Raw genomic sequence first — 22,195 nt, forward strand, 5'->3', positions numbered from 1 at the left:
ACGTTCAGATGTCCGCATTGGCACTTTCCGATCTGCTGCAGGATTTCGGCAAACACCCGCCACGCGCGGGTGAAGCCACCTCTGCAAGCGCCCTCCGCCACAACATCATCGACAGCTTCATCGAGCCGGATCCCGCCCCCGACCAGGCTGAGATCATCGCGGAAGAGGTGGCGCGCGCCGAGGCCGCGTTGGCCGAGCGTCTCGAGCAAGAGCACGCCGAAGCGCTCAATGCGGAACGCGAGCACCACGCAGCCGAGATGGACGCACTCGCCCGCCGCCTCGGCGAAGAGGCTGCGGCAACCATGTCCGCACGCTTGGCTGAGATGGAAGAGCGCATCAGCGAACTGACGACGACAGCTACCGCACGCATCGTCAGCGGAATATTGAGCGACACCGTTCTTAGCCGCTCGCTGGAAAGCCTTGCCCGCTCGATCCGCGAAGCGACGGCCGATCGCGAGGCAGTGCGCATCAAGGTCAGTTCGCCGCTCTCCCTGTTCGAAGCCCTGGCAGAAGCATTGCCCGAACGGGCCGCCAGCTTCGACCACATCGAAGCTCCGGGTTTCGACCTGACGGTCGCCATTGACGAGGACATTTTCGAAACGCGTCTTTCGGAATGGTCCGCTACGCTTTCGGAGATTCTGTCGTGAACACTGTCGACATCGGCGACGTCAAGCACGAGATCGTCATCGTTCGCCGCAGCTATGGCGACGGCGAGGAAGCGCATCACGGCGGCGTCTGGAAGATCGCCTTTGCCGACTTCATGACGGCGATGATGTGCTTCTTCCTCGTCATGTGGCTCATCAGCGTTGCCGACGAGCACACGAAAGCAGCCGTGGCGAACTACTTCAATCCTGTTCAGCTGGTCGACAAGAACTCGAGCCGCAAGAATCTCGAGGATGTCAGCGACACCAACGCCATCGGCCGTGCTCCCGAAGGGCCGCAGCCGGCCAATGCCGGGGCCGGCTCCGAGGGCAAGGGCACATCGGGCCCGTCCACAGAGCAAGATTCCTCGGCGTCGCCGGACGCAGTGAACCGCTCCGACGAGCATCTCTTTGCCGATCCCTACGCGGTGCTTGCCGAAATCGCAGCAAACTCCGGCGTGCGCCAGAACGTCAGCGACAAGGGTGATGGCGGCGCCCAGGAATCCGGCCCCGCCACCGGCGCGTCAGGCGGTGAATCCTACCGCGACCCCTTCGCGCCCGACTTCTGGTCTCAGCAGGTTGCAACACCGCTTGCCGAAGCGAGCGCGGAACGCGCGAAGGTCGAGGCCGAGGCAAAGTCGACCGAGAACAACGAGATAAGGCCGGTCGAAAGCAGCGACGCCACCCCGCCCCTGTCCGGCGACCTCAAGGCGCCTGAGGACACGTCTCCGCTACAGGAGTTGGCCAAGGCCGAGAATGCGGCCAGGCTCGATGCGCAGGCCAAGGCTGACGAGACCGCACCCGCGCCGACGAACGACAAGCCGACTCCGGCTGCCGAGCAGGCAGCACAGAAGCTGACGAAGGAACTCAACGCCGCCTTCCCGCCTAGCGACAAGCTCTACGAGGGCATTTCGGTGAAGGCCACCAGCGACGGTGTCACCATCTCGATCACCGATCAGCTCGATTTCGGCATGTTCGAAATCGGCTCGGCCGTGCCGAGGCGCGAGCTGGTGCTGGCGATGGAGAAGATCGGCAAGGCGCTCAGCGGGCGGCCGGGCTCGGTCACCATCAGCGGTCACACCGATGCCCGGCCGTTCCGCAGCCAGAACTACGACAACTGGCGGCTGTCCACTGCCCGCGCCCACTCCGCCTATTACATGCTCGTGCGCGGCGGCCTGGACGAGCATCGCGTGACCGAGGTGTCGGGCTATGCCGACCGCAAGCTCAAGGATACGAGCCAGCCCCTGTCGGCGGTCAACCGCCGCATCGAGATCCATCTGGAGCTGCCGCAATGATCCGCGCTTCGCGCCTTAGCGGGTTCGTCGGACTGACGTTGCTCACGGGCGCGTTGCAGGCGCCGGCTCATGCCGAGAGCGGAACCACGCTGCAGCCCTACCAGATCGTGCGCTCGCTGCAGGTGGTGCAGGACCGTATCGCCATCGGCGACGTCGCCATCATGCCGATGCAGCACAAGCTGCTGGAGATCATGGACGGCAGGCTGCGCAAGGGAAGCAGCCAGGATTTCGCTGACCAGCGAAACCTGCGCGCCATGCTCGTCTATGCCATGAGCGGCGGCAATCCGGCGACGATCAGCATGCTACTTTCGCGGCTCGATCTCAACGGCGTCGACCGCGAGATCGGCAAGGGCCTGCTGCATTACCTGAACGGCCAGGCACCCGAGGCTCGCGTTGCGCTTGCATCGGTCGATCCGATGACCTTGTCGCCCGACCTCGGCGCATTCGTTGCCCTTGTCAAAGGCTCGGTGAGCGCCGGTGATGATCAGCAGGGAGCATTGAAGCTGCTCGACCAGGCACGGCTGCTGGGCCCCGGCACGCTTGTCGAAGAGGGCGCGCTGCGCCGCTCCGTCGCGCTTGCCGCCACTGTCGGAGACGCCGACCGCTTCGCGCTCGCCTCGACGCAATATGCCGGGCGCTATCTGCGCTCGCCCTACGCTCCCCAATTCGCCGACGCATTCGTGGCCGGCGTCGTCGCCTTGCATGCCTCGCTCGATCTCGCCACCGTCGGCGCCATCACCGCCATGATGAACCCCGAGCAGGAGCGTATCATCTATCTGCGTATTGCGCGGCGAGCCGGCATCGACGGCTTGACCGAACTGTCGGCCTTTGCCTCCGCCAAGGCCGAGGATCACGGCCCTAGCACCGAAACCGAAGATCCGCGCGCGCTGCTCTACTCCAGCCTGGCCGCCGTGCCTTCGGGCACGTCCGACGAAATCAACGCCAAGCTTGCAAAGATCGATCGGCGCCGGCTGTCGCAAAGCGACCAGGAACTGCTCGACGCAGTCAGCGACGTTGCGGCGAAGCTGACGGCGACCCCGCCCGCGCTGTCACCTGAAGCCTCGACACAAACCGAGCCCGAGGTAGTGTCGGCAGATCAGGAACAGCCGATCGCGGAGGCAAACGCTGCGCCAGTCGCGCCGGCAAAGCAAAATCCCGCGCTCGCTCCACAAGCGGCACCGGCCGTCGGGAGCGCCACGGCACCTGCCGCTGACGATTCCGCGAACATCGTCCTGGAGACGCGCCGCAAACTCGACGAGATCGACAAACTGTTGGGAGATGTTCAATGACGATAGGCGTCAATCAGGCCCTCCCCGTGCCGATGCCGAATTCGGCCAAAGCGGACAAATCCGGCGCGAAAACCCACGGCGACGATGCGGATTTCTCTACCGCCCTCGATGAGGCCAACTCCAAGGCCGACGACGAACGCAGTGAGGAAACCGTGGGCGCCGAGCACCAGACCGGACGCTGGTCGCGTCACGGCGGGGTCGGCGTGAAGACCGCCGGGCGTAATCAAGACGGCGTCGACAGCAAGGAAGCGACCGAGGAGCCCGACGCCAGCAATGTGAGCTCGCAGACGAAGACTGCCGGCACTCCGCTTTCGGCGTTGATGGTCGCTCGAGAGCTGGATATGCGCACGGAGCGCGCCGCAACAGGCGGACGCGCTGACGCCACCGGCTCGCGCCAACCCACGCGCGGCGACGTGGCAGGCCACGAGCCCGACATCAAGATCGACCTTGATCCCGCATCGGTCGCGGCAGCCGAACGCGCGGCACGAGGCGAAGCAGGCCGGACCGCAATGCCGAACAGCAACGCGCCCACCGGCAATGTTCTCGCCGCCAACACTGAAACCGCAGGATCGACCGCTGCCGAGCGCGAAGCTCGGATTGGGAACGGTCGTGTATCGAGCGCAGCCGCCCTCACCTTGTCGCTGACGCCGGCCGCAAGCCAGAACGAAGCGGCTTCTGCGCCGACCGATCCCGCCCTTTCGCCCGACCGCGATTTCCTCCGCACGCTCGCAGCAAACAACAATAGCGGCCGGTCGCAGGCCGACGGCTTCGGCCGACGCCCAGACGCAAAGAACGAGCGCGTTACCGTCGTTGCCCAGCAGAACATACCGGCTCCAGTGGCGCAGCCAGGTGCATCCACCGCAACCGCGCTGGCCAATCTCATCTCGGCCGATCCCAGCTGGCGCTCGCCCGCCGCGCACCCCTTCCAGCAGGTTGGCGCTCAGCCAGGCCTGACATCCGCGCACACGCTGAAGCTCCAGTTGCACCCGGCCGAGCTCGGTATGGTCACGGCCAACCTGCGCTTCAGCGGCGATCAGCTGACCGTCGAACTGCGCGTGGAAAACGCGGAGGCCTACCGCCGGCTGACGGCCGACAGCGACACGATCGTCAAGTCGCTGCGCTCCATGGGACTGAGCATCGACCAGGTCACCATCCAGCAGCCGCAGTCGTCCTCCTCGGCACAAGGCGGAGCCGACGGCAACAACGCCTCCGCCGGCTTTGGCCCGCGCGACCAGCAATCCTTCAGCTCCGCAGGATCGGGCGGCAATGGCAACGATACCGGCGGACAGCAATTCGCAAGGAACGACAATGACGGCGCATACGGGTCCGAGAACGCTGCACCGGCTTCTGCGAACCCTACTGACGGCGGCGTTTATATCTAGCGCCGGTGCCGGCCTAGCTGCCGCATCCGGCAATCCGTGCGAACCTGAGATCCTGCGCGCCGCCGACCGGTACGGCGTGCCGGTGGGGATTCTCTATGCTGTCGGCCTGACCGAAACCGGCCGCAAGGGAAGCTTGCAGCCGAACGCCCTGAACATCGAAGGCAAGGCCGTTTTTCCACGCTCGCCCGAAGAGGCGCTGACGACTTTCTACGCTGCCCGCCGCAGCGGCGCCAAGCTCATCGACCTCGGCTGCATGCAGATCAACCATCATTACCATGGCGATCACTTCCGCAGCGTCGAGGAAATGCTCGATCCTCGTCGCAACGTCGACTACGCCGCTCGTTTCCTTGTGAGCCTGCATGCTCGCCATATGACATGGTCGATGGCGGTGGCCCGTTACCACGCCGGTCCGGACAACGATCCAGCCCAAAAACGCTATGTGTGCCGTGTCATCGCCAACATGGTTGCCACCGGTTTTGGGAAGTGGACGAGCAACGCCCGCTCCTTTTGCAATCCATAGTGGCATCGTTTGCCAGCCAACATACGGGGGCAGAGTCTGAAAGCGTTGTGAACACTGGCGTTGGCGATTCGGGGAGCCCACGTGGCTGACTCTAGGGAATTGCAACCCATGCGATTCCTGACTCCCAAGAAACCATCCACAAGATTTGATGGTTTTTCAGGATTCCCGCCAGCGTCTACGACTTGACCCGTTCAGGCATTACAGCTGATTCGGAGGGCGGGCCGATGATCGTGATCGTGGACGAGCGAGAGCTCGTCAAAAAAGGTTTTTCGTCGCTTTTCGACCGGGAAGGCGTCGCGAGCGCAGGGTTTCGCTCGGACGAATTCGGCGAATGGGTCGAAAGCGCGGCCGAATCCGATCTCAAGTCGGTAAGTGCGTTTCTGATCGGCGATTGCGGCGAGGATAAGATTTCCCCGCGCCGGCTTCGCGACCGCAGCGGCGCGCCGGTGATCGCGCTCAGCGAGCATCATTCGCTGGAAAACACCCTCAAGCTCTTTGAATCCGGCGTGGACGATGTGGTCCATAAGCCGGTTCACATCCGCGAGATTCTGGCGCGCATCACGGCGATCCGCCGTCGCACCCAGGAAGAGGCCAACTACACCGAGATTGGCCCGATGCGCATCTTCATGGATGGCCGCGACCCCGAAATCAACGGCGAGCCGATGCCTCTGCCTCGGCGCGAGCGCCGCATTCTCGAATATCTAGCGACCAACAGCGGCCGTCGCGTCACCAAGACCCAGGTCTTCAACGCGATCTACGGCATCTTCGACGACGAGGTCGAGGAGAACGTCGTCGAAAGCCACATCAGCAAGCTGCGCAAGAAGCTGCGCGAGAAGCTGGGCTTCGATCCCATCGATTCCAAGCGTTTCCTTGGCTATCGCCTGGTTGTCTGATGGTTTTGGCGCATCCCGACTTCGCTGGACGATTTGACCACGCCGAGTCCGGCTGCGCCAGCCTCACGCAAGTCAGGAAATCTACCCTGCCTGGCCAGAGCCCGGAAAATCAGGAGACGTTTCTATGAGCTTGTATGGAATGATGCGCACCGGCGTGTCCGGCATGAACGCACAGGCCAATCGCCTGTCGACCGTTGCCGACAACATCGCCAACTCGAACACGACCGGCTACAAGCGCGCGAGCACGGAATTCTCCTCGCTCGTCATTCCCACCGTCTCCGGCAACTACACGTCCGGCGGCGTGACCACGACGATCCGCAACGCCATCAGCCAGCAGGGCGATCTCAAATACACCACCTCGGGCAGTGACCTCGCCATCAACGGCTCTGGCTTCTTCGTCGTGCAGAGCACGGGCGGGGGTGCGCCGGTGCTCACGCGCGCCGGCTCCTTCGTGCCGGACGCGCAGGGCCGTCTCGTCAACGCTGCTGGCTTCCAGCTCATGGGCTACAGCTACGACAACGGCGATCCGAGCGTCGTGGCGAACGGCCTCGGCGGCCTCGTTCCGGTCACCATCTCGCAGACCGATCTGGTGGCTATCGCCTCCTCCAAGGGCGTGTTTACCGCCAACCTGCCCGCCAATGCTGACATCGTCGCGGCCGCCGACCTACCCTCTGCAAACGGCACCACTGCGACCTATTCGGCCAAGTCCTCGCTGGTCACTTACGACAGTCTGGGTGGCGAGCAGCTCCTCGACGTCTATTACACCAAGACCGGCGACAACACCTGGGAAGTCGCGATCTACAAGCAGTCGGATGCATCGCCGAACACCTCGTTCCCCTATGGCGGCGATGGGCTGATCGGCACGCAGACCCTGACCTTCGATCCGTCCAACGGCAAGCTGGCCACGACGCCTTTGTCCGTCACCGCGACCATCCCTGGACCGCCCTCGCAGTCGATCGATATCGACCTCTCCAAGATGACGCAGCTCGACAAGAGCTACACCATCGTCGACGCAAAGGTCGATGGTGCGGCCCCAGCCGGGATCAAAGGCGTCCAGATCGCGGCGGACGGCATCGTATACGCCCAATACGAGAACGGCGCGCTGAAGCCGATCTTCCGCATCCCCATCGCCGACGTGCCGAGCCCCGACCTTATGCAGGTCCAGTCTGGAAACGTCTTCGTCCCCACGGGCGACTCCGGTGCGGTTCAATTGGGTTTCCCGAACGAAGGTGGCAGAGGCAAGATCGTCGCCGGCGCCCTCGAAAACTCCAACGTCGATATCGCGCAGGAACTCACGGACATGATCGAATCGCAGCGCAGTTACACTGCGAATTCGAAAGTGTTCCAGACCGGCTCCGATCTCATGGACATTCTGGTCAACCTGAAAAGGTAAGCCAGGCCGCCAAACAGGAATAAGGCATGTCGCTAGCCACCGCACTAAACATTGCGCAATCGTCGCTTCTCAACACCAGCATCCAGACCAGCGTTGTTTCGCGGAATGTGATGAACGCGAAGAACAGCGACTATTCCCAACGCACGGCGGTGCTAACCAGCCTGGCCCCCGGTGCGCGCGTTGTAGTGATACAGCGCGCCACCAGCGAACAGCTATTTCGTCAAAATCTCTCGGCCACGTCCGCCTGGAGCGCTCAAAGCACGCTCGTCACCGGCCTGGACCGCCTCGATCTGTCGGTCAACGGCGTCGACGGCGCCTCGACGGCGGCGACGGCGATCACCGAATTGCAGAAGGCCTTGCAGATCTACTCGGCCACGCCCTCCAATCGCACGCTGGCCGACAACGCGATCAATGCGGCACGACAACTTGTGGCCAGCCTGAACAACGGCGCAGCTGCCATCCAGACATTCCGCTCTGAGACAGACCAGGAAATCGCCACCTCCGTCAATGACCTCAATTCGCTCCTTGCCCAGTTCAAGGACGTCAACAACGAGGTCGTTGCCGGCACGCGTATGGGGCGTGACGTCAATGACGCGCTAGACCAGCGCGACGCGCTTTTAAAGAAGATTTCGGAATATGTTCCGATCTCCACCTTCAACCGCGGCGACAACGACATGGTCATCACGACCACCGACGGCATGACGCTGTTCGAGACCGTGCCGCGCAGCGTTACGTTCGAGGCCTCCCCGGCCTATGCATCCGGAGCCGCGGGCAACCAGATCTACATCGATGGCGTGCCGGTCTCGATGGGCACCGGCGGCAACACCAATGCCGGCGGCAAGCTCGCCAGCCTGCTGCAACTGCGTGATGGCGTTGCCGTCACCATGCAGCGCCAGCTTGACGAGGTCGCACGCGGCCTGATCACCGCTTTTGCCGAAAAGGACCCCTCTGGGGCCAATCCCGATGCTGCAGGGCTATTCACGTGGTCCGGCGCGCCCGCTATTCCCGCGAATGGCACGCTGATCGACGGTTTGGCTGGCCAGATCTCGCTCAACAGCGCTTTCGTCAGCAATCCCGAACTGCTGCGCGATGGCGGAGCGAATGGCGCAGCCTATGTGCAGAATTCCGGCGGCGGCTCTTCCTATGCCGACCTGCTGATCTCTTATGGCGAGCGCCTCGATCAACCCATGACTTTCGATCCTGCGGCAGGCAATGGCGACAAGGCGAGCCTGAATGGCTACTCCGCCAATTCGGTGGGCTGGTTTCAGGCTTTGCGCAAGGATGCCTCGACAGCGTCCGATACCAAGGAAGCGCTGGCGACTCGCACCGCCGAGGCGCTGTCCAACGAGACCGGTGTCAATGTCGACATGGAAATGTCGAACCTGCTCGATCTCGAGCACTCCTATCAAGCGTCGGCGCGTCTCATCCAGGCAGTCGACGACATGCTGTCGGCCCTGCTGGATGCAGTGAGGTAATGCAATGAAAGCCAGTTCCGTTTCCACCGCCGCCATATCGGAGGCCATGCGTTATTCGCTGATGAAGACGCAGGCGTCCCTCGTCAATGCGCAAAAGGAGCAGTCGACGGGCTTTTACGCCGACAAAGGCTTGGTCCTTGGTGCGCGCAGCTCGCAGTCGGTGACCTTCAACCGCGAACTGGAGCGGATGAAGGGCATTATCGACTCCAATGCGACAGCATCTACGCGCCTTTCAGGCACCCAAGCGGCGATAAGCGGAATTGAAGACGCCGCCAAAACCTTCCTTTCCGCCCTCACGATCCCGGCTACCTCCGACTCTTCTGCATCCACGACGCAGAAGATCGCCAAGGAAACCTTGGCGACCATGGCCACCCTGCTCAATTCCAGCGCGAACGGAGAGTATCTGTTTGCCGGCATCAACACTGACGTAAAACCGATTGGCGATTTCTCGGACCCTTCTTCGGCCGGCGTCACCGCTTTCGAGAGCGCCTTCGTCGCACATTTCGGTTTCTCGACATCGGACCCTGCGGCTGCTTCGATAACAGCGACAGACATGGACGACTTCATCACCAATGTGGTCGAACCGCAGTTCCTCGGAGGTGGTTGGAGCAATTGGTCGAACGCATCTGATCAGGCGATTAGCAGTCGCATTTCGCTGAGCGAAACGACCGACACGTCGGTCAGCGCCAACAACAGTGGCGTTCAGAAACTGGCTATGGCCGGCGTGATGATGGAGCAGTTGCTGGGCGGCAACCTTAATGAAGACGTGCGCAGATCTTTGACTCAGCGTGCCTTCGCCATCGTCAGCGACGCCGTCATCGATTTTGGCAATCTCCGCTCGACAACCGGTCTCTTGGAGAAGCGCGTGTCGGATGCCAGCGACCAGTTGGAGTTGCAGACCGGCGTGATAGAGAAGCACATCCTCAAGACCGAGGGGGTGGACGCCTACGAAGCCGCAACGCGAGTCTCCGACCTGCTGTCGCATATTGAAACGGCTTACTCGATTACCGCGCGCATCCAGCAGCTTAGCCTGCTCAAATTTCTGAGTTGATCGGGAGCATCATGTACCAATTCTCCTATGCCGACATTCAGAGCGATTCGGTTGCCGACGCGAAGGATCGCGAGAAGCAGCTTCTCGGCCGGTCGATCGAACTGCTGATGACAGCGCGGGATGTCGGCGCCGGCTCACTCGAAGCGGTAAGGGCGCTCCACTTCGCAAACCGACTGTGGACCACCTTCATCGAAGATCTCGGCAGCCCGGAGAACGCCTTGCCGCAAGAGCTGCGCGCCAATCTGATCTCGATCGGCCTTTGGTTGCTGCGTGAAGCCGAAGAAGTGCGCCAGGGGCGCTCCGACAACTTCGAGGGTCTGATCGAGGTGTCGCAGATAATCCACGACGGCATTCAATGAAGAGCACGCTGAAGATCTCGCTGAAGCCCAACGAGAAGATCTACCTCAACGGCGCCGTCATAAAGGTCGACCGCAAGGTCACCATGGAGCTGCTGAACGACGTGCAGTTCCTGCTCGAAAGCCATGTACTGCAGCCCGAGGACGCCTCGACGCCCCTGCGCCAGCTCTATTTCATGCTCCAGGTCATGCTGATGGACCCTGCCGGCGCGTCCGCCGCGCGCACGCTGTTCCGCCAGTCGCTGCCCCGGACCCTGGCCAGCTTCGAGGATCAGGAAATTCGCGCGGGCCTGAAGCAGATCGACCGCATGGTCGGCGAGGACCGCATCTACGAAGCGCTGAAGTCGCTGCGTACGCTCTACCGCCTCGAGGATAAAGTCCTCTCTAACGATGCGGCGCCTGAGCCGCAGCCTCGCCCTCTCGCCGTAGGAGAATAGCAATGGGCCTGACCGTACCCACCGTGCAGAGCGGCACGACCAATACCGGCAACTCCACCGACGGCACTTCGAAGACGGCCGTCGACTACCAGTCGTTCCTGCGTCTCCTCGTGGCCGAGATGAAAAACCAGGACCCGACCAAGCCGATGGATTCGACGCAGTACGTCGCCCAGCTGGCCTCCTTCTCGCAGGTCGAGCAATCAGTGCAGATCAACAGCAAGCTGAACGATCTTCTAACGTCCCAGACGCTGTCGCAGGCCGACGCCCTCATCGGGCGGACGATCACCTCGGCCGACGGCACGGTGACCGGCGAGGTTGCCTCGGTCAAGCTCTACTCCGACGGCATCATCGCGACCCTCAAGGACGGCAGTCAGATCGTCATCGGCCCGGGCATCACCGTCCAGCCGACGCCCGTGGAAGCATGAACGAGGCAGATGCCCTCGACATCGTCCAGTATGCCATCTGGACGGTCCTGACCGCCTGCGGCCCCGCCGTGGCGGTCGCGATGGCGGTTGGCGTCGGCATCGCCCTGGTCCAGGCCTTGACCCAGATCCAGGAAGTCACGCTCACCTTCGTGCCGAAGATCGTCGCCATCATGCTGATGGTTGCGTTCACCGCGCCTTTCATGGGCGCCCAGATCTCGTCCTTCACCAACGTCATCTTCGAGCGCATCGAACACGGATTCTAAAATCCCTGTCGCAATTTCGCCGGGACTGTGCGTAGACTATAACCATTGCAGACACGTGTAAGGGGGGCTCACGCAACCCGAAGGCGACGGATAGCGGTCCGCTGTCTTCCCAACGATCCTCCGGATGAAGCATCCGGAGCGGGAGGCATTGCATGTCGAAAGCTTCGCTTCTGTCCCTCGTGTTTGTGGCCCCTCTCCTCGCAGCGGGCGCCGCTCACGCCAAGCCCGCCCCGAAAACGCTCGATCTGCCGAACGTTTCCGACGTCCGCATCGACAGCCCGGCCGGCGAGCTCAAGCTGACGACGACCAGCGGCCAGCCCAATCGCGCTACCATCGAAGTCCGCGACCCCGGCTCCGGCGTCACGCCTTCCGACAAATATTTCGAAGACTGCATGGCGCTCGTCTCGGCGAATGTCGAAGGCAAGGCGCTGGTCATCTCGATCGCGCCAGCGCAGTCTTCCGTGAACTGCTCGTTCAAGATCGACGCCAACATCCTGCCGAAGGGCAACGTCACCATCAAGCAGAGCGCGCTCGAGGCAAGCCTCGATGGCGACTTCGCTTCGGTGAACACCGACACCAACGCCATCCGGATGCAGCTCGACGGTCACGTCACCCAGCTCGGCATGAAGAGCCAGGCGGTCGACACCGACCTCACCTACAAACGCATCGACAAGAACGAAACCATCAGCATCGACAGCAAGGCGATCAACGCGGCGATGGATTTTGGCGGCGCACCGATCAGCTATTCGGTCGAGGGCATCGCCTCGGCCATCGACAGCGAGCTCCCCAACACGCCGGGCGCAAAACCGTCGATCAAGCTCAAGGCCGTGTCGGTCCACGCGGTCATCCGCTGAGGGAGCAGCGCAGCGTCTTACCTCCCCTTGAGGGGAGGTCGCGCCGCAGGCGCGGGTGAGGTCATGGCGGCAGTGCTCGGCATGGACCGACCCCTCCCACCTCGCTTCGCTCGGCACCTGCCGGCCCTCCGCTATGGCTCCGGGCGTTCGTCGTTCGAAAAGCCAAATCGTTGGCTTTTCGTGGCCTGCGGCAACCACTCTTCCCCCCCTCAAGGGGGAGGGATAATCCCGCGCTTCATCCTTGCCACGCCCGGTTTGCACCGTCTGGCCATTGTCATCCTTCGGCAAGCTCAGGATGAGGGAACGTGGGAAGACGGGCGATCGTCGGACACGCTCATCTAAGTAATATCTGCGGCCCTTCGACCGCCCGTTCGATGCTCTTGCCTGGGTTTGTTCGCCTCCGCATTCGCGCGGCCAGCCACACCCTGGGCCCGGACTTGGGGATTCATCATCCAGCAGCGCTACCGTTAGCACCACCAGCCCGGACATCGTCGCCCTCCACGCTCATCCGGTTCATGACCCGTGTTCCCGGTGAGGCCGATGCCCGCGATTATGCGGGAGGCGGGAAGGTGGGGGATGAAGCAGGCGGCGATTTTCTCTGGTTCTCAATTTTATCAAGCGGTTGAGCTTGAAAGCGCGCCAGGTTTATCCCCCTTTCTGTAGGCACCGGCGCGCTGCGGCCGAGCGCGGCATGAACCGACCCCTCCCGGCCGCTTCGCGGCCACCCTCCCCTCGAGGGGGAGGGAGACGCCGGCGCGCCCCGGTTCCACCCTCCCATGCTCGCGCAAGCTTGGAATTCTAAGGTTGCAGCGCCCGCACTTCGCGCCAGCGGGCAATGAGCACGGAGAAGCAAGTGGCCATCGCAGAAACAATGCCGTCGGGCAACGCTGCCAAGAGCGGCCGCGACATCTTCTTCGCGCTCGGCATCATCGTCATCCTGGCGGTCCTGTTCCTGCCGATCCCGGCCTTCATGATCGACATCGGCCTGGCCTTCTCCATTGCGCTGTCGGTGCTGATCCTGATGGTGTCGCTGTGGATCCAGCGGCCGCTGGAATTCTCGTCCTTCCCGACCGTCCTGCTGATCGCCACGATGCTGCGCCTGTCGCTCAACATCGCCACCACCCGCATGATCCTGTCGGAAGGCAATGTCGGCACCCATGCCGCCGGCTACATCATCAGCGGCTTCGCCCAGCTCGTCATGAGCGGCGATTTCGTGATCGGTCTGATCGTCTTCCTGATCCTGATCGTCGTCAATTTCATCGTCATCACCAAGGGCGCCACCCGTATCGCGGAAGTCGGCGCCCGCTTCACCCTCGACGCCATTCCCGGCAAGCAGATGTCGATCGATGCCGATCTGTCGGCCGGCGTGATCGACGACAAGACCGCGCAGCTGCGCCGCCGCGAGCTGGAAGAGGAAAGCTCCTTCTTCGGTGCGATGGACGGTGCCTCGAAATTCGTGCGCGGCGACGCCATCGCCGGCCTCATCATCACCGCCATCAACATCGTAGGCGGCATCGCCATCGGCTATTTCCGCCATGGCATGGACATCGGCAAGGCCGGCGACGTCTTCATCAAGCTGTCGGTCGGCGACGGCCTGGTGACCCAAATCCCGGCGCTGATCGTCTCGCTGGCCGCGGGCATGCTGGTTTCCAAGGGCGGCGTGCGCGGCTCGGCCAACCAGGCCGTGTTCGGCCAGCTCGGCGCTCATCCGCGCGCGCTCTATGTGGCAGCCGTGCTGCTGACGGTTCTGGCGCTCATGCCGGGCCTCCCGCTCTTCCCGTTCATGGTGCTGGCTTGCGCCATGGCCGCAATCGGCTACGTCATTCCCCGTCGCCAGCAGCAGATCGCCGAAGAGGCCAAGGTTGCCGAAAAGCAGGTGCAGGCAGCCAAGGAGGAAGAGGAAAAGAACTCGGTCAAGAATTCGCTGAAGACCGCCGAGATCGAGCTTCTGATCGGCAAGCAGCTTTCCACCAAGCTGCTCGTCTCGCACCAGGAGCTGGCCTTCCGCATGGGCAAGATGCGCAAGAAGTTTGCCCAGCAATATGGTTTCGTGGTGCCCGAAGTTCGCCTGACCGACGATCTCAGCCTGCCCGGCAAGACCTACCAGATCAAGGTTCACGGCACGGTGGTGGCCGAGCACCAGATGCGCGTCGGCGAGGTGATGGTGCTGCTCGGCCAGCGCGACATCCCCGACATTCCGGGCGAGGAAGTGCGCGAGCCGGCCTTCGGCATGCGCGCCTACTCGGTGCCGGAAATGTTCAGCGAAGACCTGAAGCGCGAACAGTTCACCTTCGCCGACAACATGTCGGTGCTGCTGACGCACCTGTCGGAAGTGATCCGCAACAACCTGCCGCAGCTGCTCTCCTACAAGGACATGAAGGCGCTGCTGGAACGGCAGGACCCCGAATACCGCAAGCTGGCCGACGAGATCTGCACCCAGCACATCTCCTACCCGGGCCTGCAGGCGGTGCTGAAGCTGCTGCTCGCCGAGCGCGTATCGATCCGCAACCTGCATCTCATCATCGAGGCGATCGCCGAAATCGCGCCGCATGTGCGCCGCACCGAGCAGATCGTCGAGCATGTGCGCGTGCGCATGGCCCAGCAGATCTGCGGCGACGTGACCGAGGGCGGCGTGCTGAAAGTGCTGCGGCTCGGCAACCGCTGGGATCTCGCCTTCCACCAGGCCCTCAAGCGCGACGCCAAGGGCGAGGTGCGCGAGTTCGACATCGACCCGCGCCAGCTCGAGGAATTCGGCCAGGAAGCCACCAAGGTCATTCGCGGTCATCTGGAAGCGGGCGAGCGCTTCGTCATCGTCACCGCGCCGGATTCACGCCCCTATGTGCGCATGATCATCGAGCGGCTGTTCACCACGCTGCCGGTGCTCAGCCATGTCGAAATCGCCAAGGGCGTCGAAATCAAGGTGCTCGGAACCATTTCGTGACCGTCGCGCCCGAAACCGTCATTCTGGCGGCCTTCGTCGCCTTCTGCAGGATCGGCGCCTGCTTCCTGTTCATGCCGGGGCTTTCGAGCGCGCGCGTGCCGGTCCAGATCAGGCTGTTCGTGGCGGTCGCGGCGACCGGCGCGCTGCTCGTGCATCTGTGGGACCACATCGTGCCCTATATCGACCGCCGGCCGCAGGTGCTGGCGCCGATGATCGTTTCGGAGCTGATGATCGGCGGCCTGATCGGCGGGCTGGCGCGGCTCTACGTCATGGCGCTGCATTTCATTGGCTCGGCCATGGCCATGCTGATCGGCTATGGCGGCATGGGCGGAACGGCCATCGAAGAATCCGAGCCGCAGGCGCCACTCGCCACCATCGTCTCCTTCTCGGCGCTGATGCTGATGTTCGTGTTCGACTTTCATCACGAGATCATCAAGGCGCTAGTGAACTCCTATGAGGTCGCCCCGCTCAACGTCTTCTTCAACCCGCGCGAGGCGCTGGTCGATATCACCGACACGCTGTCTGAGAGTTTTCTGATCGTGCTGCGCCTGGGCAGCCCGTTCATCGCCTATGCCATACTGGTCAACCTGACCATCGGCTTCGTGAACAAGCTGGTGCCGCAGATACCGGTCTACTTCATCTCGTTGCCCTTCGTCCTCGCCGGCGGGCTGTTCATCTTCTATTTCGGCGTCGGCACCATGGTCAGCCTGTTCGCCGACGGCTTTGCCACAACCACCATCGGGAGATGAGCATGACCTCGCGCAAGGAAAGGCTGGCCAAGCTGGTGCGGGTGCAGGCGCAGCTGAAGGCGCTGCACGAGACGCGTCATGCCGGCTTCCTGTCGGAAGCGGCCGCGGCCGAAAACGAGGCCGTCGAGCTGGTGAACCGCTTCGACGCCGAGGGCTCGATGTCGGGCATGTTCCCCGACATCTATCACCGCCGCATCGGCAAGGCCTTCGCGCGAAAGCAGGAGCAGGCACAACTTGCGCGCGACGAGGCCGAGAAGGTGGCCGTCGCCACCGCCCGCTCCAACATGGTCGAACGCGCCTATCGCGAGGCGCGCCAGTGGGACGACCGCCTCACCGCCGACCGCGAGAGGCTGGACATGATCGAGCGCAAGAGCGCTTCCGATCCCGACCAGAGCTCCCGGTAAGGTTGCCACAAGCTTACTGGTTCAAGATTGGACCCTACGAAACCCGGATAAGGGAACGTTTTCCTTGGCGATTTCTCCACCCAGCGACATTGTTCTTGACGTTGCCCGCGCCGTCGAGCCGTCGGGCATGGAAACCGCGCGCGCCGAGCTTGCCAAGCGTGGCAGCGCCGCCGCAGCTGGCATGTCGGCGACCTTCTCGGTCGGCGATGTCGGTAGATACGGCAAAAGCGCCAGTGCGTCGGCGGACGTCAAGGCGCCCGATACCTTCAAGAAGTTCGAGGCCATGGTTCTGCAGACCTTCATCCAGAACATGATGCCCAAGGATGCCGAGAACGTCTACGGCAAGGGCATGGCCGGCGACATGTGGAAGTCGATGATGGCCGGCAAGATCGCCGACGTGATGGCCGAACGCGGCGGCATCGGCATCGCCGACCGGGTGCTCGGCGACCACTATATGGACGGCAAGGAAAAGGTCGCCGTGGGCCCCGTCTCCGGCGGCCCCGGCAAGGCGGAGGCCGATGAGAACAACCGGCTTTCGACCGCGCTCGTCCAGCAGCTGGAAATGAAGCTGACGCGCGAACTGACCGGCGACCAGGCCGCACTGGCGGCCAAGACGAAAATCTAAAACCCCGAAAACGATAACACCAAGGGACAGATCGACATGACCGAACCGAAGCCGACGTTTGAGAACCTGCCGGCGCAGAGCACGCGGGCAACAGCCGCGCAGACTGCGCGGCTGGGCAATCTGTCGGCGATCATCGGCCGCATCATCGAGGCCGTGGACGAGGAAACCGCTTCGATCCGCTCCGGCGTCGGCTTCGACCTCAAATCCGCCAATGCGCGCAAGAGCCGCTATCTCTATGAGCTCACCCGCGCCACCAAGGGCATCGAAGACGCCGAGGTGCTGGCCGAGCACCGGGAGAGCCTGGAAAAGCTGCGCGACCGCCTGACGATCAACGAATCCGTGATCCGCGCGCATATGGGCGCCGTCAGCGAGGTGGCCAAGCTGATGCAGAACGTCATCCAGCGTGCCGAAGCCGACGGCACCTATTCCGAGGGTGAATTCGGTTGGGCCCGTTGATCAAATTCATCGGCGCTGCGGTCTGGATCTGCCTCGTCACGCTTGGGGCGGTGTTTTATTCGTTCAAGACACCCCACCCGCAGGCCGACGCGGCGTCTCCGCCGCCGCTTCTCGGCGGGTTGAAATATGTGAAGACGAACGTCATCACCGTTCCCCTTTTCAACAAGGCGGCGAGCGTCGAAGGCTACTTCCTGGCCCGGCTGGTCTACACGGCTGATCCGAAGGAGCTGAAGAAGCTGACCGTCCCGGTCGATTCCCTGATCACCGACCAGGTCTACACCTATCTCTACGCGAACCCGGAAATCGACTACTCCAAGCGCGACAACCTCGATCTCGACGCGTTCAGGAACGGGATCCGCGAGACCGTCAACAGCCGGATCGGCCAGGAGATGATCCACGACGTGATCGTCGAGCAGATCGATTTCCTGAACCGTGACGAAACCCGCGACAGGGCGGTGCGGCGTCGCAACGAGCAGGCGGATGCGGCAGCCGCAACCGCGCCGGATTCGGCCGAACACTGACTCGAGGGCGCGTCGTCGGCATTGACGTTTACGTCAACGAGAGGTTATACGAGTGACAACCAGACCGGTTGCCCCAGAGGGAGCGATCGCGTCGCCTCAGGAGATCAGGGAGAGTTGTCATGGGCGTTGAAGCGGTTGTCGAAAAGATCCGGTCGCGCGTGGAAAGTTCCGGTTTCGACCGTTCGGTGAAGTTCGACACCGGCGGCGACGGCGTGATCGTCATCGACGGCGCCAGCATTTCCACCACCGACGCTCCGGCCGATTGCACCATCAAGATCAGCCTCGACGATCTGGAGTCGCTGATCAGCGGCGACCTGAACCCGACGATGGCGTTCATGACCGGCAAGATCAAGGTCGAAGGCGACATGTCGGTCGCCATGGCGCTCAGCCAGATCATCTGATCCGGACAACAATTAGCCAACGAAAAGCCCGGCGTTTTGAGCGCCGGGCTTTTTCTTTTTGGGGCTTCAGGCCGCAGTCTCCAAGCCGGTGGAACGCTGGCGGCGCCCGGCTGCCTTCAGCACGCCGGATGCGCCATCGAGCGCGCCTTCGACCAGTTCCAGCGCCAGGAAGCGGTGCCGCTCATAGGGGCCGGGCATCGCAAGCGAGCCGGTCTTGTCGGCCGAGAAGCCGAACCGTGCATAGTAAGGCGCGTCGCCCACCAGCAGGATCGCCCGATGGCCGAGACTTTCGGCCTCGGCAATCGCATGACACATCAGGGCCGAACCAACGCCGGCACCCTTTAGAGACGGCTCGACCGCGAGCGGGCCGAGCAGCAGCGCCCGCGCCCTTCCCTCGCCGAGCCTGACATCCCACAGCCGTACGGTACCGAGCACGGCGCCGGCCGCATCACGCGCGACGAAGGCCAGCCCCGCCGACGGCAGACGGCCGCGGCGCAGCTTTTCCGACGACTTGCGCCGCCGCTGTGGGCCCATGGCGCGGTCGAGCAGCGCCTCGCGCGCAGCGACATCGGACGGAGTTTCGGCAGCGATGGTGAAAGCCACGCAACTGCCAATCTCCCCCCTTGTGGGGGAGATGCCCGGCAGGGCAGAGGGGGGCAACATCGAGCGTACATCGCCCGGATGCTCGTTATCCTGCTGCGTGACCTGAATCCCCGGTAGAGAGGCAGCACCCCCCTCTGGGCTACCGCCCATCTCCCCCACAAGGGGGGAGATCAGCCAATCATCAGCGTTGCCGCCTTTGGCAATCCAGTTTGTATTTTCCATTTCCGCGATCCTTCACAAGCGGAGGTTTTTCCACGAGCGAACCCGCCGCCGACGAGAAACGCCGGCGGGCAGGATGATCTGGCGGCTGCCGGACACCTTTTGGGGCGCCCGTAACGAGCCGTCAGATCACGTAGGATCGGAGAGGCTCGAAGCCGTTGAAGGCGACGGCCGAGTAGGTCGTCGTGTAGGCGCCGGTGCCCTCGATCAGCACCTCGTCGCCGATGGTCAGCGACAGCGGCAGTGGATAAGGCGCCTTCTCGTAGAGCACGTCGGCGGAGTCGCAGGTCGGGCCCGCCAGCACGCACGGCTCGGCCGCATCGCCGTCACGCGGGGTGACGATCGGGTAGCGGATCGCCTCGTCCATGGTCTCGGCGAGACCGCCGAACTTGCCGATGTCGAGATAGACCCAGCGCACATTGTCGTTGTCGGCCTTCCTGGAGATCAGCACGACTTCCGACTTGATGACGCCGGCATTGCCCACCATTCCGCGGCCCGGCTCGATGATGGTTTCCGGGATGCAGTTGCCGAAGTGCTTGGAGAGCGCGTCGAAGATCGCCTGGCCATAGGCCTGGGCGGTCGGCACGTCCTTCAGGTAGCGCGTCGGGAAACCGCCGCCCATATTGACCATGCGCAGCGTGATGCCTTCCTGCGCCAGCGCGGAGAACACGGCCTTGGCGTCGGCCAGCGCGCGATCCCAGGCGACGAGGTCGGTCTGCTGCGAGCCGACATGGAACGACACGCCATAGGCGTCGAGACCAAGCGCCTTGGCATGGCGCAGCACGTCGACGGCCATCGCCGGCACGCAGCCGAACTTGCGCGACAGCGGCCACTCCGCACCTTCGCCATCGGTCAGCACGCGGCAGAAGACCTGCGCGCCGGGGGCGACGCGGGCGATCTTCTCGACCTCTTCGACGCAGTCCACCGCAAAGAGACGGATGCCGAGCTCATAGGCGCGCGCGATGTCGCGCTCCTTCTTGATAGTGTTGCCATAGGAGATGCGGTGGGGCGTGGCACCAGCATTCATCGCCATCTCGACCTCGGCTACCGAGGCGGTGTCGAAGCACGAGCCCAGCTGGGCGAGCAGGCGCAGAATCTCCGGCGCGGGGTTGGCCTTCACCGCGTAATAGATCTTCGAATTCGGCAGGGCCTTCTCGAAGGCATTGTAGTTGTCGCGCACGACGTCGAGGTCCAGAACCAGGCACGGGCCATCGGGACGTCGGGTGGCGAGGAAATCGAGGATGCGCTGGGTGGCCATGAATCTCTCCTTGGCGCGGGTTTCCCCACGCTTAAATCAAGCTGCGGCGCGATCCCCTTCGATCGCATGTGCCGCTATGGACAAAGGCATGAATGCGAGTCAGCGAGCCGGGCGGTGGAGATCCCGAAACGCAAAAACGCTTTCACGCGGCGATGAGCTCGTGCCTTGCGGCATCTGCTCGCTTTGTCTGCCTTGGCTTGGATTGGGAGACCCAGTCCGCACTGCCGGCAATGAAGGTGTGCCTCTTCAGTAACCCCGATCTATGGACGATCGGCAGACACCAGAAAGGCCCGCACCGTCGTTGCTTCAAGGCGTCCTTGGCTTTGCGGTTGGCCGCTAAACCAACTGGGCTCGTTACTTCCCAGGTACCGTCCCGATTACCTCGCCATTCGAGGGTCGGGGGACGCCCACAGGCACGTGCGACTTTGGGCAAGCGGGCATATAGGGTTAGGGCCTGTCACAATCAACAAAAATCGTAAGGCCGCTTGTAAAATGCCGAGCGTCGAACGAAGCTGGCGCAAAGCCGACGATTTGTTGAACGATGGGCCCGATGCGCGACAGCCTGAATGCTTTCCTTGACTACCCCCAAGTGGCTGTTTCCAATGCACAATCAGGCCCGCTGGCGGGGCTTGGCCTTGGCGTGAAGGACATCTACGACGTGGCCGGCTATCGCACCGGCTGCGGCAACCTTGATGCCTATTCGCAAGGCTCGCCCGCCACGCGGAGCGCGCCTGCGGTGCAGGTGATTCTCGACGCCGGCGCGCACTTCCTCGGCAAGACGCAGACCGACGAATTCGCCTTCTCGCTGATGGGGCAGAATGCGCATTTTCCGCATCCGGTGAATTCGGCCGCCCCCGACCGCGTGACGGGCGGCTCGTCCTCCGGCTCGGCGGCGGCGGTGGCCGGCGGGCTGGCCGACATCGCGCTCGGTTCGGACACCGGCGGCTCCATCCGGGCACCGGCCAGCTTCTGCGGCCTGATCGGCCTGCGCACCACGCATGGACGCATTTCGCTCGACGGCGTGATGCCGCTGGCCCCCTCGCTCGACACCGTCGGCTGGTTCGCGCGGGATATGAATGTCTATGAGGCGGTGGCCAAGGTGATGTTCGCACCCTCGTCGCACAGCGAGCAGGGCGACAGCACCGCCCCTCGCCTGTTCCGCCTCGCCGCGCTGGACGAACTCGTCTTCGGTCCAGCGGAGGCCGCCGAATATCGCCGCATGCTAGGCTTCGTGACTGCCGCGCTCGGCGAGGCAACGACAGCCGCCCCGCTCAGCCAGTCCAGCGACGAGCTCTACTGGTCCTTCAGAAGGATCCAGGCGCGCGAGGCATGGGAGAGCCGGGGCCACTGGATCGAGGAGCACCCCGGCAGCCTCGACAGGGGTGTGGAGGACCGCTTCCGCTTCGGCCAGACGGTGGACGATGCCGCGCTGGCGCAAGCGCGCGAATTCCGCGGCGCCTTCCGCGAAGAGCTGGGCGCGCTGCTGGGTGAAGACGGCTATCTCGTGCTGCCGACTGTTCCTGGCGCAGCGCCGCTCAAGACCGAGGCGGCCGACAGCCTGCTTGCCTATCGCGAGCGCGCCTTGCGGCTGCTATGCCTCTCCGGCCTTTCCGGCTTCCCGCAGATCACGCTGCCGCTCGGGACGATTGACGGCGCGCCCTTCGGGCTGTCGCTGCTGGGCCCCGCCGGCAGCGACCGGCAGCTCATTGCGCTGGGCCGGCGCATTCTCGAAACCAAGGAATGA

Annotated in this window: 24 protein-coding genes; 22 read left to right on the plus strand and 2 right to left on the minus strand. The window is 63.4% G+C overall.

The genetic code is table 11. The annotated features are described in order from the left end of the window. Window positions 1–8: 8 nt before the first annotated feature. From C7I85_RS11640 to C7I85_RS11745, 21 genes are all read left to right on the plus strand, one after another. Entirely contained in the window at window positions 9–647 is a 639-nt protein-coding gene (locus tag C7I85_RS11640) for a hypothetical protein (RefSeq protein ID WP_106724162.1), read from the plus strand. Then, window positions 644–1,936 carry a MotB family protein gene (locus C7I85_RS11645; RefSeq protein ID WP_245444902.1) on the plus strand — a complete coding sequence of 431 codons (1,293 nt, stop codon included), beginning with the start codon at window positions 644–646 and terminating at the stop codon, window positions 1,934–1,936. Before C7I85_RS11640 ends, C7I85_RS11645 begins: the two co-directional genes overlap by 4 nt. Beyond that, complete coding sequence (locus C7I85_RS11650) at window positions 1,933–3,225, plus strand: chemotaxis protein MotC (RefSeq protein ID WP_106724164.1); 1,293 nt, start codon at window positions 1,933–1,935, stop codon at window positions 3,223–3,225. The genes C7I85_RS11645 and C7I85_RS11650 overlap by 4 nt, the downstream gene beginning before the upstream one ends. After that, window positions 3,222–4,607, plus strand: coding sequence for a flagellar hook-length control protein FliK (locus C7I85_RS11655; protein ID WP_106724165.1), 1,386 nt, complete (start codon window positions 3,222–3,224; stop codon window positions 4,605–4,607). Before C7I85_RS11650 ends, C7I85_RS11655 begins: the two co-directional genes overlap by 4 nt. Next, window positions 4,534–5,127, plus strand: coding sequence for a transglycosylase SLT domain-containing protein (locus C7I85_RS11660; protein WP_245444903.1), 594 nt, complete (start codon window positions 4,534–4,536; stop codon window positions 5,125–5,127). Before C7I85_RS11655 ends, C7I85_RS11660 begins: the two co-directional genes overlap by 74 nt. 224 nt (window positions 5,128–5,351) lie before the next feature. Beyond that, window positions 5,352–6,020, plus strand: coding sequence for a response regulator transcription factor (locus tag C7I85_RS11665; RefSeq protein ID WP_106724166.1), 669 nt, complete (start codon window positions 5,352–5,354; stop codon window positions 6,018–6,020). Between the two features lie 124 nt (window positions 6,021–6,144). After that, window positions 6,145–7,413: a flagellar hook protein FlgE gene (locus tag C7I85_RS11670; RefSeq protein ID WP_106724167.1), complete on the plus strand. Its 1,269-nt coding sequence runs from the start codon at window positions 6,145–6,147 to the stop codon at window positions 7,411–7,413. A 26-nt stretch (window positions 7,414–7,439) separates the two neighbouring features. Further along, complete coding sequence (gene flgK / locus C7I85_RS11675; protein ID WP_106724168.1) at window positions 7,440–8,888, plus strand: flagellar hook-associated protein FlgK; 1,449 nt, start codon at window positions 7,440–7,442, stop codon at window positions 8,886–8,888. A 4-nt stretch (window positions 8,889–8,892) separates the two neighbouring features. Then, the gene (locus C7I85_RS11680) at window positions 8,893–9,939 is read left to right on the plus strand and encodes a flagellar hook-associated family protein (protein WP_106724169.1); all 1,047 of its coding nucleotides are present in this window, start codon (window positions 8,893–8,895) and stop codon (window positions 9,937–9,939) included. Between the two features lie 11 nt (window positions 9,940–9,950). Next, window positions 9,951–10,298 (plus strand): flagellar biosynthesis regulator FlaF, encoded by a 348-nt coding sequence (gene flaF, locus C7I85_RS11685; RefSeq protein ID WP_106724170.1) that lies wholly within the window; start codon window positions 9,951–9,953, stop codon window positions 10,296–10,298. Next, window positions 10,295–10,732, plus strand: coding sequence for a flagellar biosynthesis repressor FlbT (gene flbT, locus C7I85_RS11690; RefSeq protein ID WP_106724171.1), 438 nt, complete (start codon window positions 10,295–10,297; stop codon window positions 10,730–10,732). The genes flaF and flbT overlap by 4 nt, the downstream gene beginning before the upstream one ends. 8 nt (window positions 10,733–10,740) lie before the next feature. Next, window positions 10,741–11,157 carry a flagellar hook assembly protein FlgD gene (gene flgD, locus C7I85_RS11695; protein ID WP_428832853.1) on the plus strand — a complete coding sequence of 139 codons (417 nt, stop codon included), beginning with the start codon at window positions 10,741–10,743 and terminating at the stop codon, window positions 11,155–11,157. Then, the gene (gene fliQ, locus C7I85_RS11700) at window positions 11,154–11,420 is read left to right on the plus strand and encodes a flagellar biosynthesis protein FliQ (protein WP_106724173.1); all 267 of its coding nucleotides are present in this window, start codon (window positions 11,154–11,156) and stop codon (window positions 11,418–11,420) included. Before flgD ends, fliQ begins: the two co-directional genes overlap by 4 nt. Before the next feature lie 152 nt (window positions 11,421–11,572). Continuing rightward, a complete protein-coding gene (locus tag C7I85_RS11705) occupies window positions 11,573–12,274 on the plus strand; it encodes a hypothetical protein (protein WP_106724174.1) in 702 nt (233 codons plus the stop codon). Window positions 12,275–13,145: 871 nt separating this feature from the next. Next, window positions 13,146–15,215: a flagellar biosynthesis protein FlhA gene (flhA, locus tag C7I85_RS11715; protein WP_245444925.1), complete on the plus strand. Its 2,070-nt coding sequence runs from the start codon at window positions 13,146–13,148 to the stop codon at window positions 15,213–15,215. Continuing rightward, window positions 15,212–15,964 (plus strand): flagellar biosynthetic protein FliR, encoded by a 753-nt coding sequence (gene fliR / locus C7I85_RS11720; protein WP_106724177.1) that lies wholly within the window; start codon window positions 15,212–15,214, stop codon window positions 15,962–15,964. The genes flhA and fliR overlap by 4 nt, the downstream gene beginning before the upstream one ends. A gap of 2 nt (window positions 15,965–15,966) precedes the next feature. Next, window positions 15,967–16,368, plus strand: coding sequence for a hypothetical protein (locus tag C7I85_RS11725; protein ID WP_106724178.1), 402 nt, complete (start codon window positions 15,967–15,969; stop codon window positions 16,366–16,368). A 64-nt stretch (window positions 16,369–16,432) separates the two neighbouring features. Continuing rightward, window positions 16,433–16,993, plus strand: coding sequence for a rod-binding protein (locus tag C7I85_RS11730; RefSeq protein WP_106724179.1), 561 nt, complete (start codon window positions 16,433–16,435; stop codon window positions 16,991–16,993). Between the two features lie 36 nt (window positions 16,994–17,029). Next, entirely contained in the window at window positions 17,030–17,449 is a 420-nt protein-coding gene (locus C7I85_RS11735) for a hypothetical protein (protein WP_106724180.1), read from the plus strand. After that, window positions 17,446–17,970 (plus strand): hypothetical protein, encoded by a 525-nt coding sequence (locus C7I85_RS11740; protein ID WP_181257152.1) that lies wholly within the window; start codon window positions 17,446–17,448, stop codon window positions 17,968–17,970. Before C7I85_RS11735 ends, C7I85_RS11740 begins: the two co-directional genes overlap by 4 nt. Before the next feature lie 119 nt (window positions 17,971–18,089). Further along, complete coding sequence (locus tag C7I85_RS11745; protein WP_106724182.1) at window positions 18,090–18,371, plus strand: SCP2 sterol-binding domain-containing protein; 282 nt, start codon at window positions 18,090–18,092, stop codon at window positions 18,369–18,371. Between the two features lie 66 nt (window positions 18,372–18,437). Here C7I85_RS11745 and C7I85_RS11750 read toward each other — a convergent pair whose 3' ends face one another. Together C7I85_RS11750 and odc2 are read right to left on the minus strand one after the other, a co-directional pair. After that, the gene (locus tag C7I85_RS11750; RefSeq protein WP_106724183.1) at window positions 18,438–19,034 is read right to left on the minus strand and encodes a GNAT family N-acetyltransferase; all 597 of its coding nucleotides are present in this window, start codon (window positions 19,032–19,034) and stop codon (window positions 18,438–18,440) included. A 283-nt stretch (window positions 19,035–19,317) separates the two neighbouring features. Continuing rightward, complete coding sequence (gene odc2, locus C7I85_RS11755) at window positions 19,318–20,451, minus strand: ornithine/lysine decarboxylase (RefSeq protein WP_106724184.1); 1,134 nt, start codon at window positions 20,449–20,451, stop codon at window positions 19,318–19,320. A gap of 541 nt (window positions 20,452–20,992) precedes the next feature. On the opposite strand from odc2, the gene C7I85_RS11760 reads away from it, so the two are divergent. After that, on the plus strand, window positions 20,993–22,195 hold the full coding sequence (locus C7I85_RS11760) for an amidase (protein WP_106724185.1): 1,203 nt from the start codon (window positions 20,993–20,995) through the stop codon (window positions 22,193–22,195).

It is taken from the genome of Pseudaminobacter soli (ex Li et al. 2025) (assembly GCF_003012705.1).
In the GTDB taxonomy this organism is placed as follows: domain Bacteria; phylum Pseudomonadota; class Alphaproteobacteria; order Rhizobiales; family Rhizobiaceae; genus Pseudaminobacter; species Pseudaminobacter soli.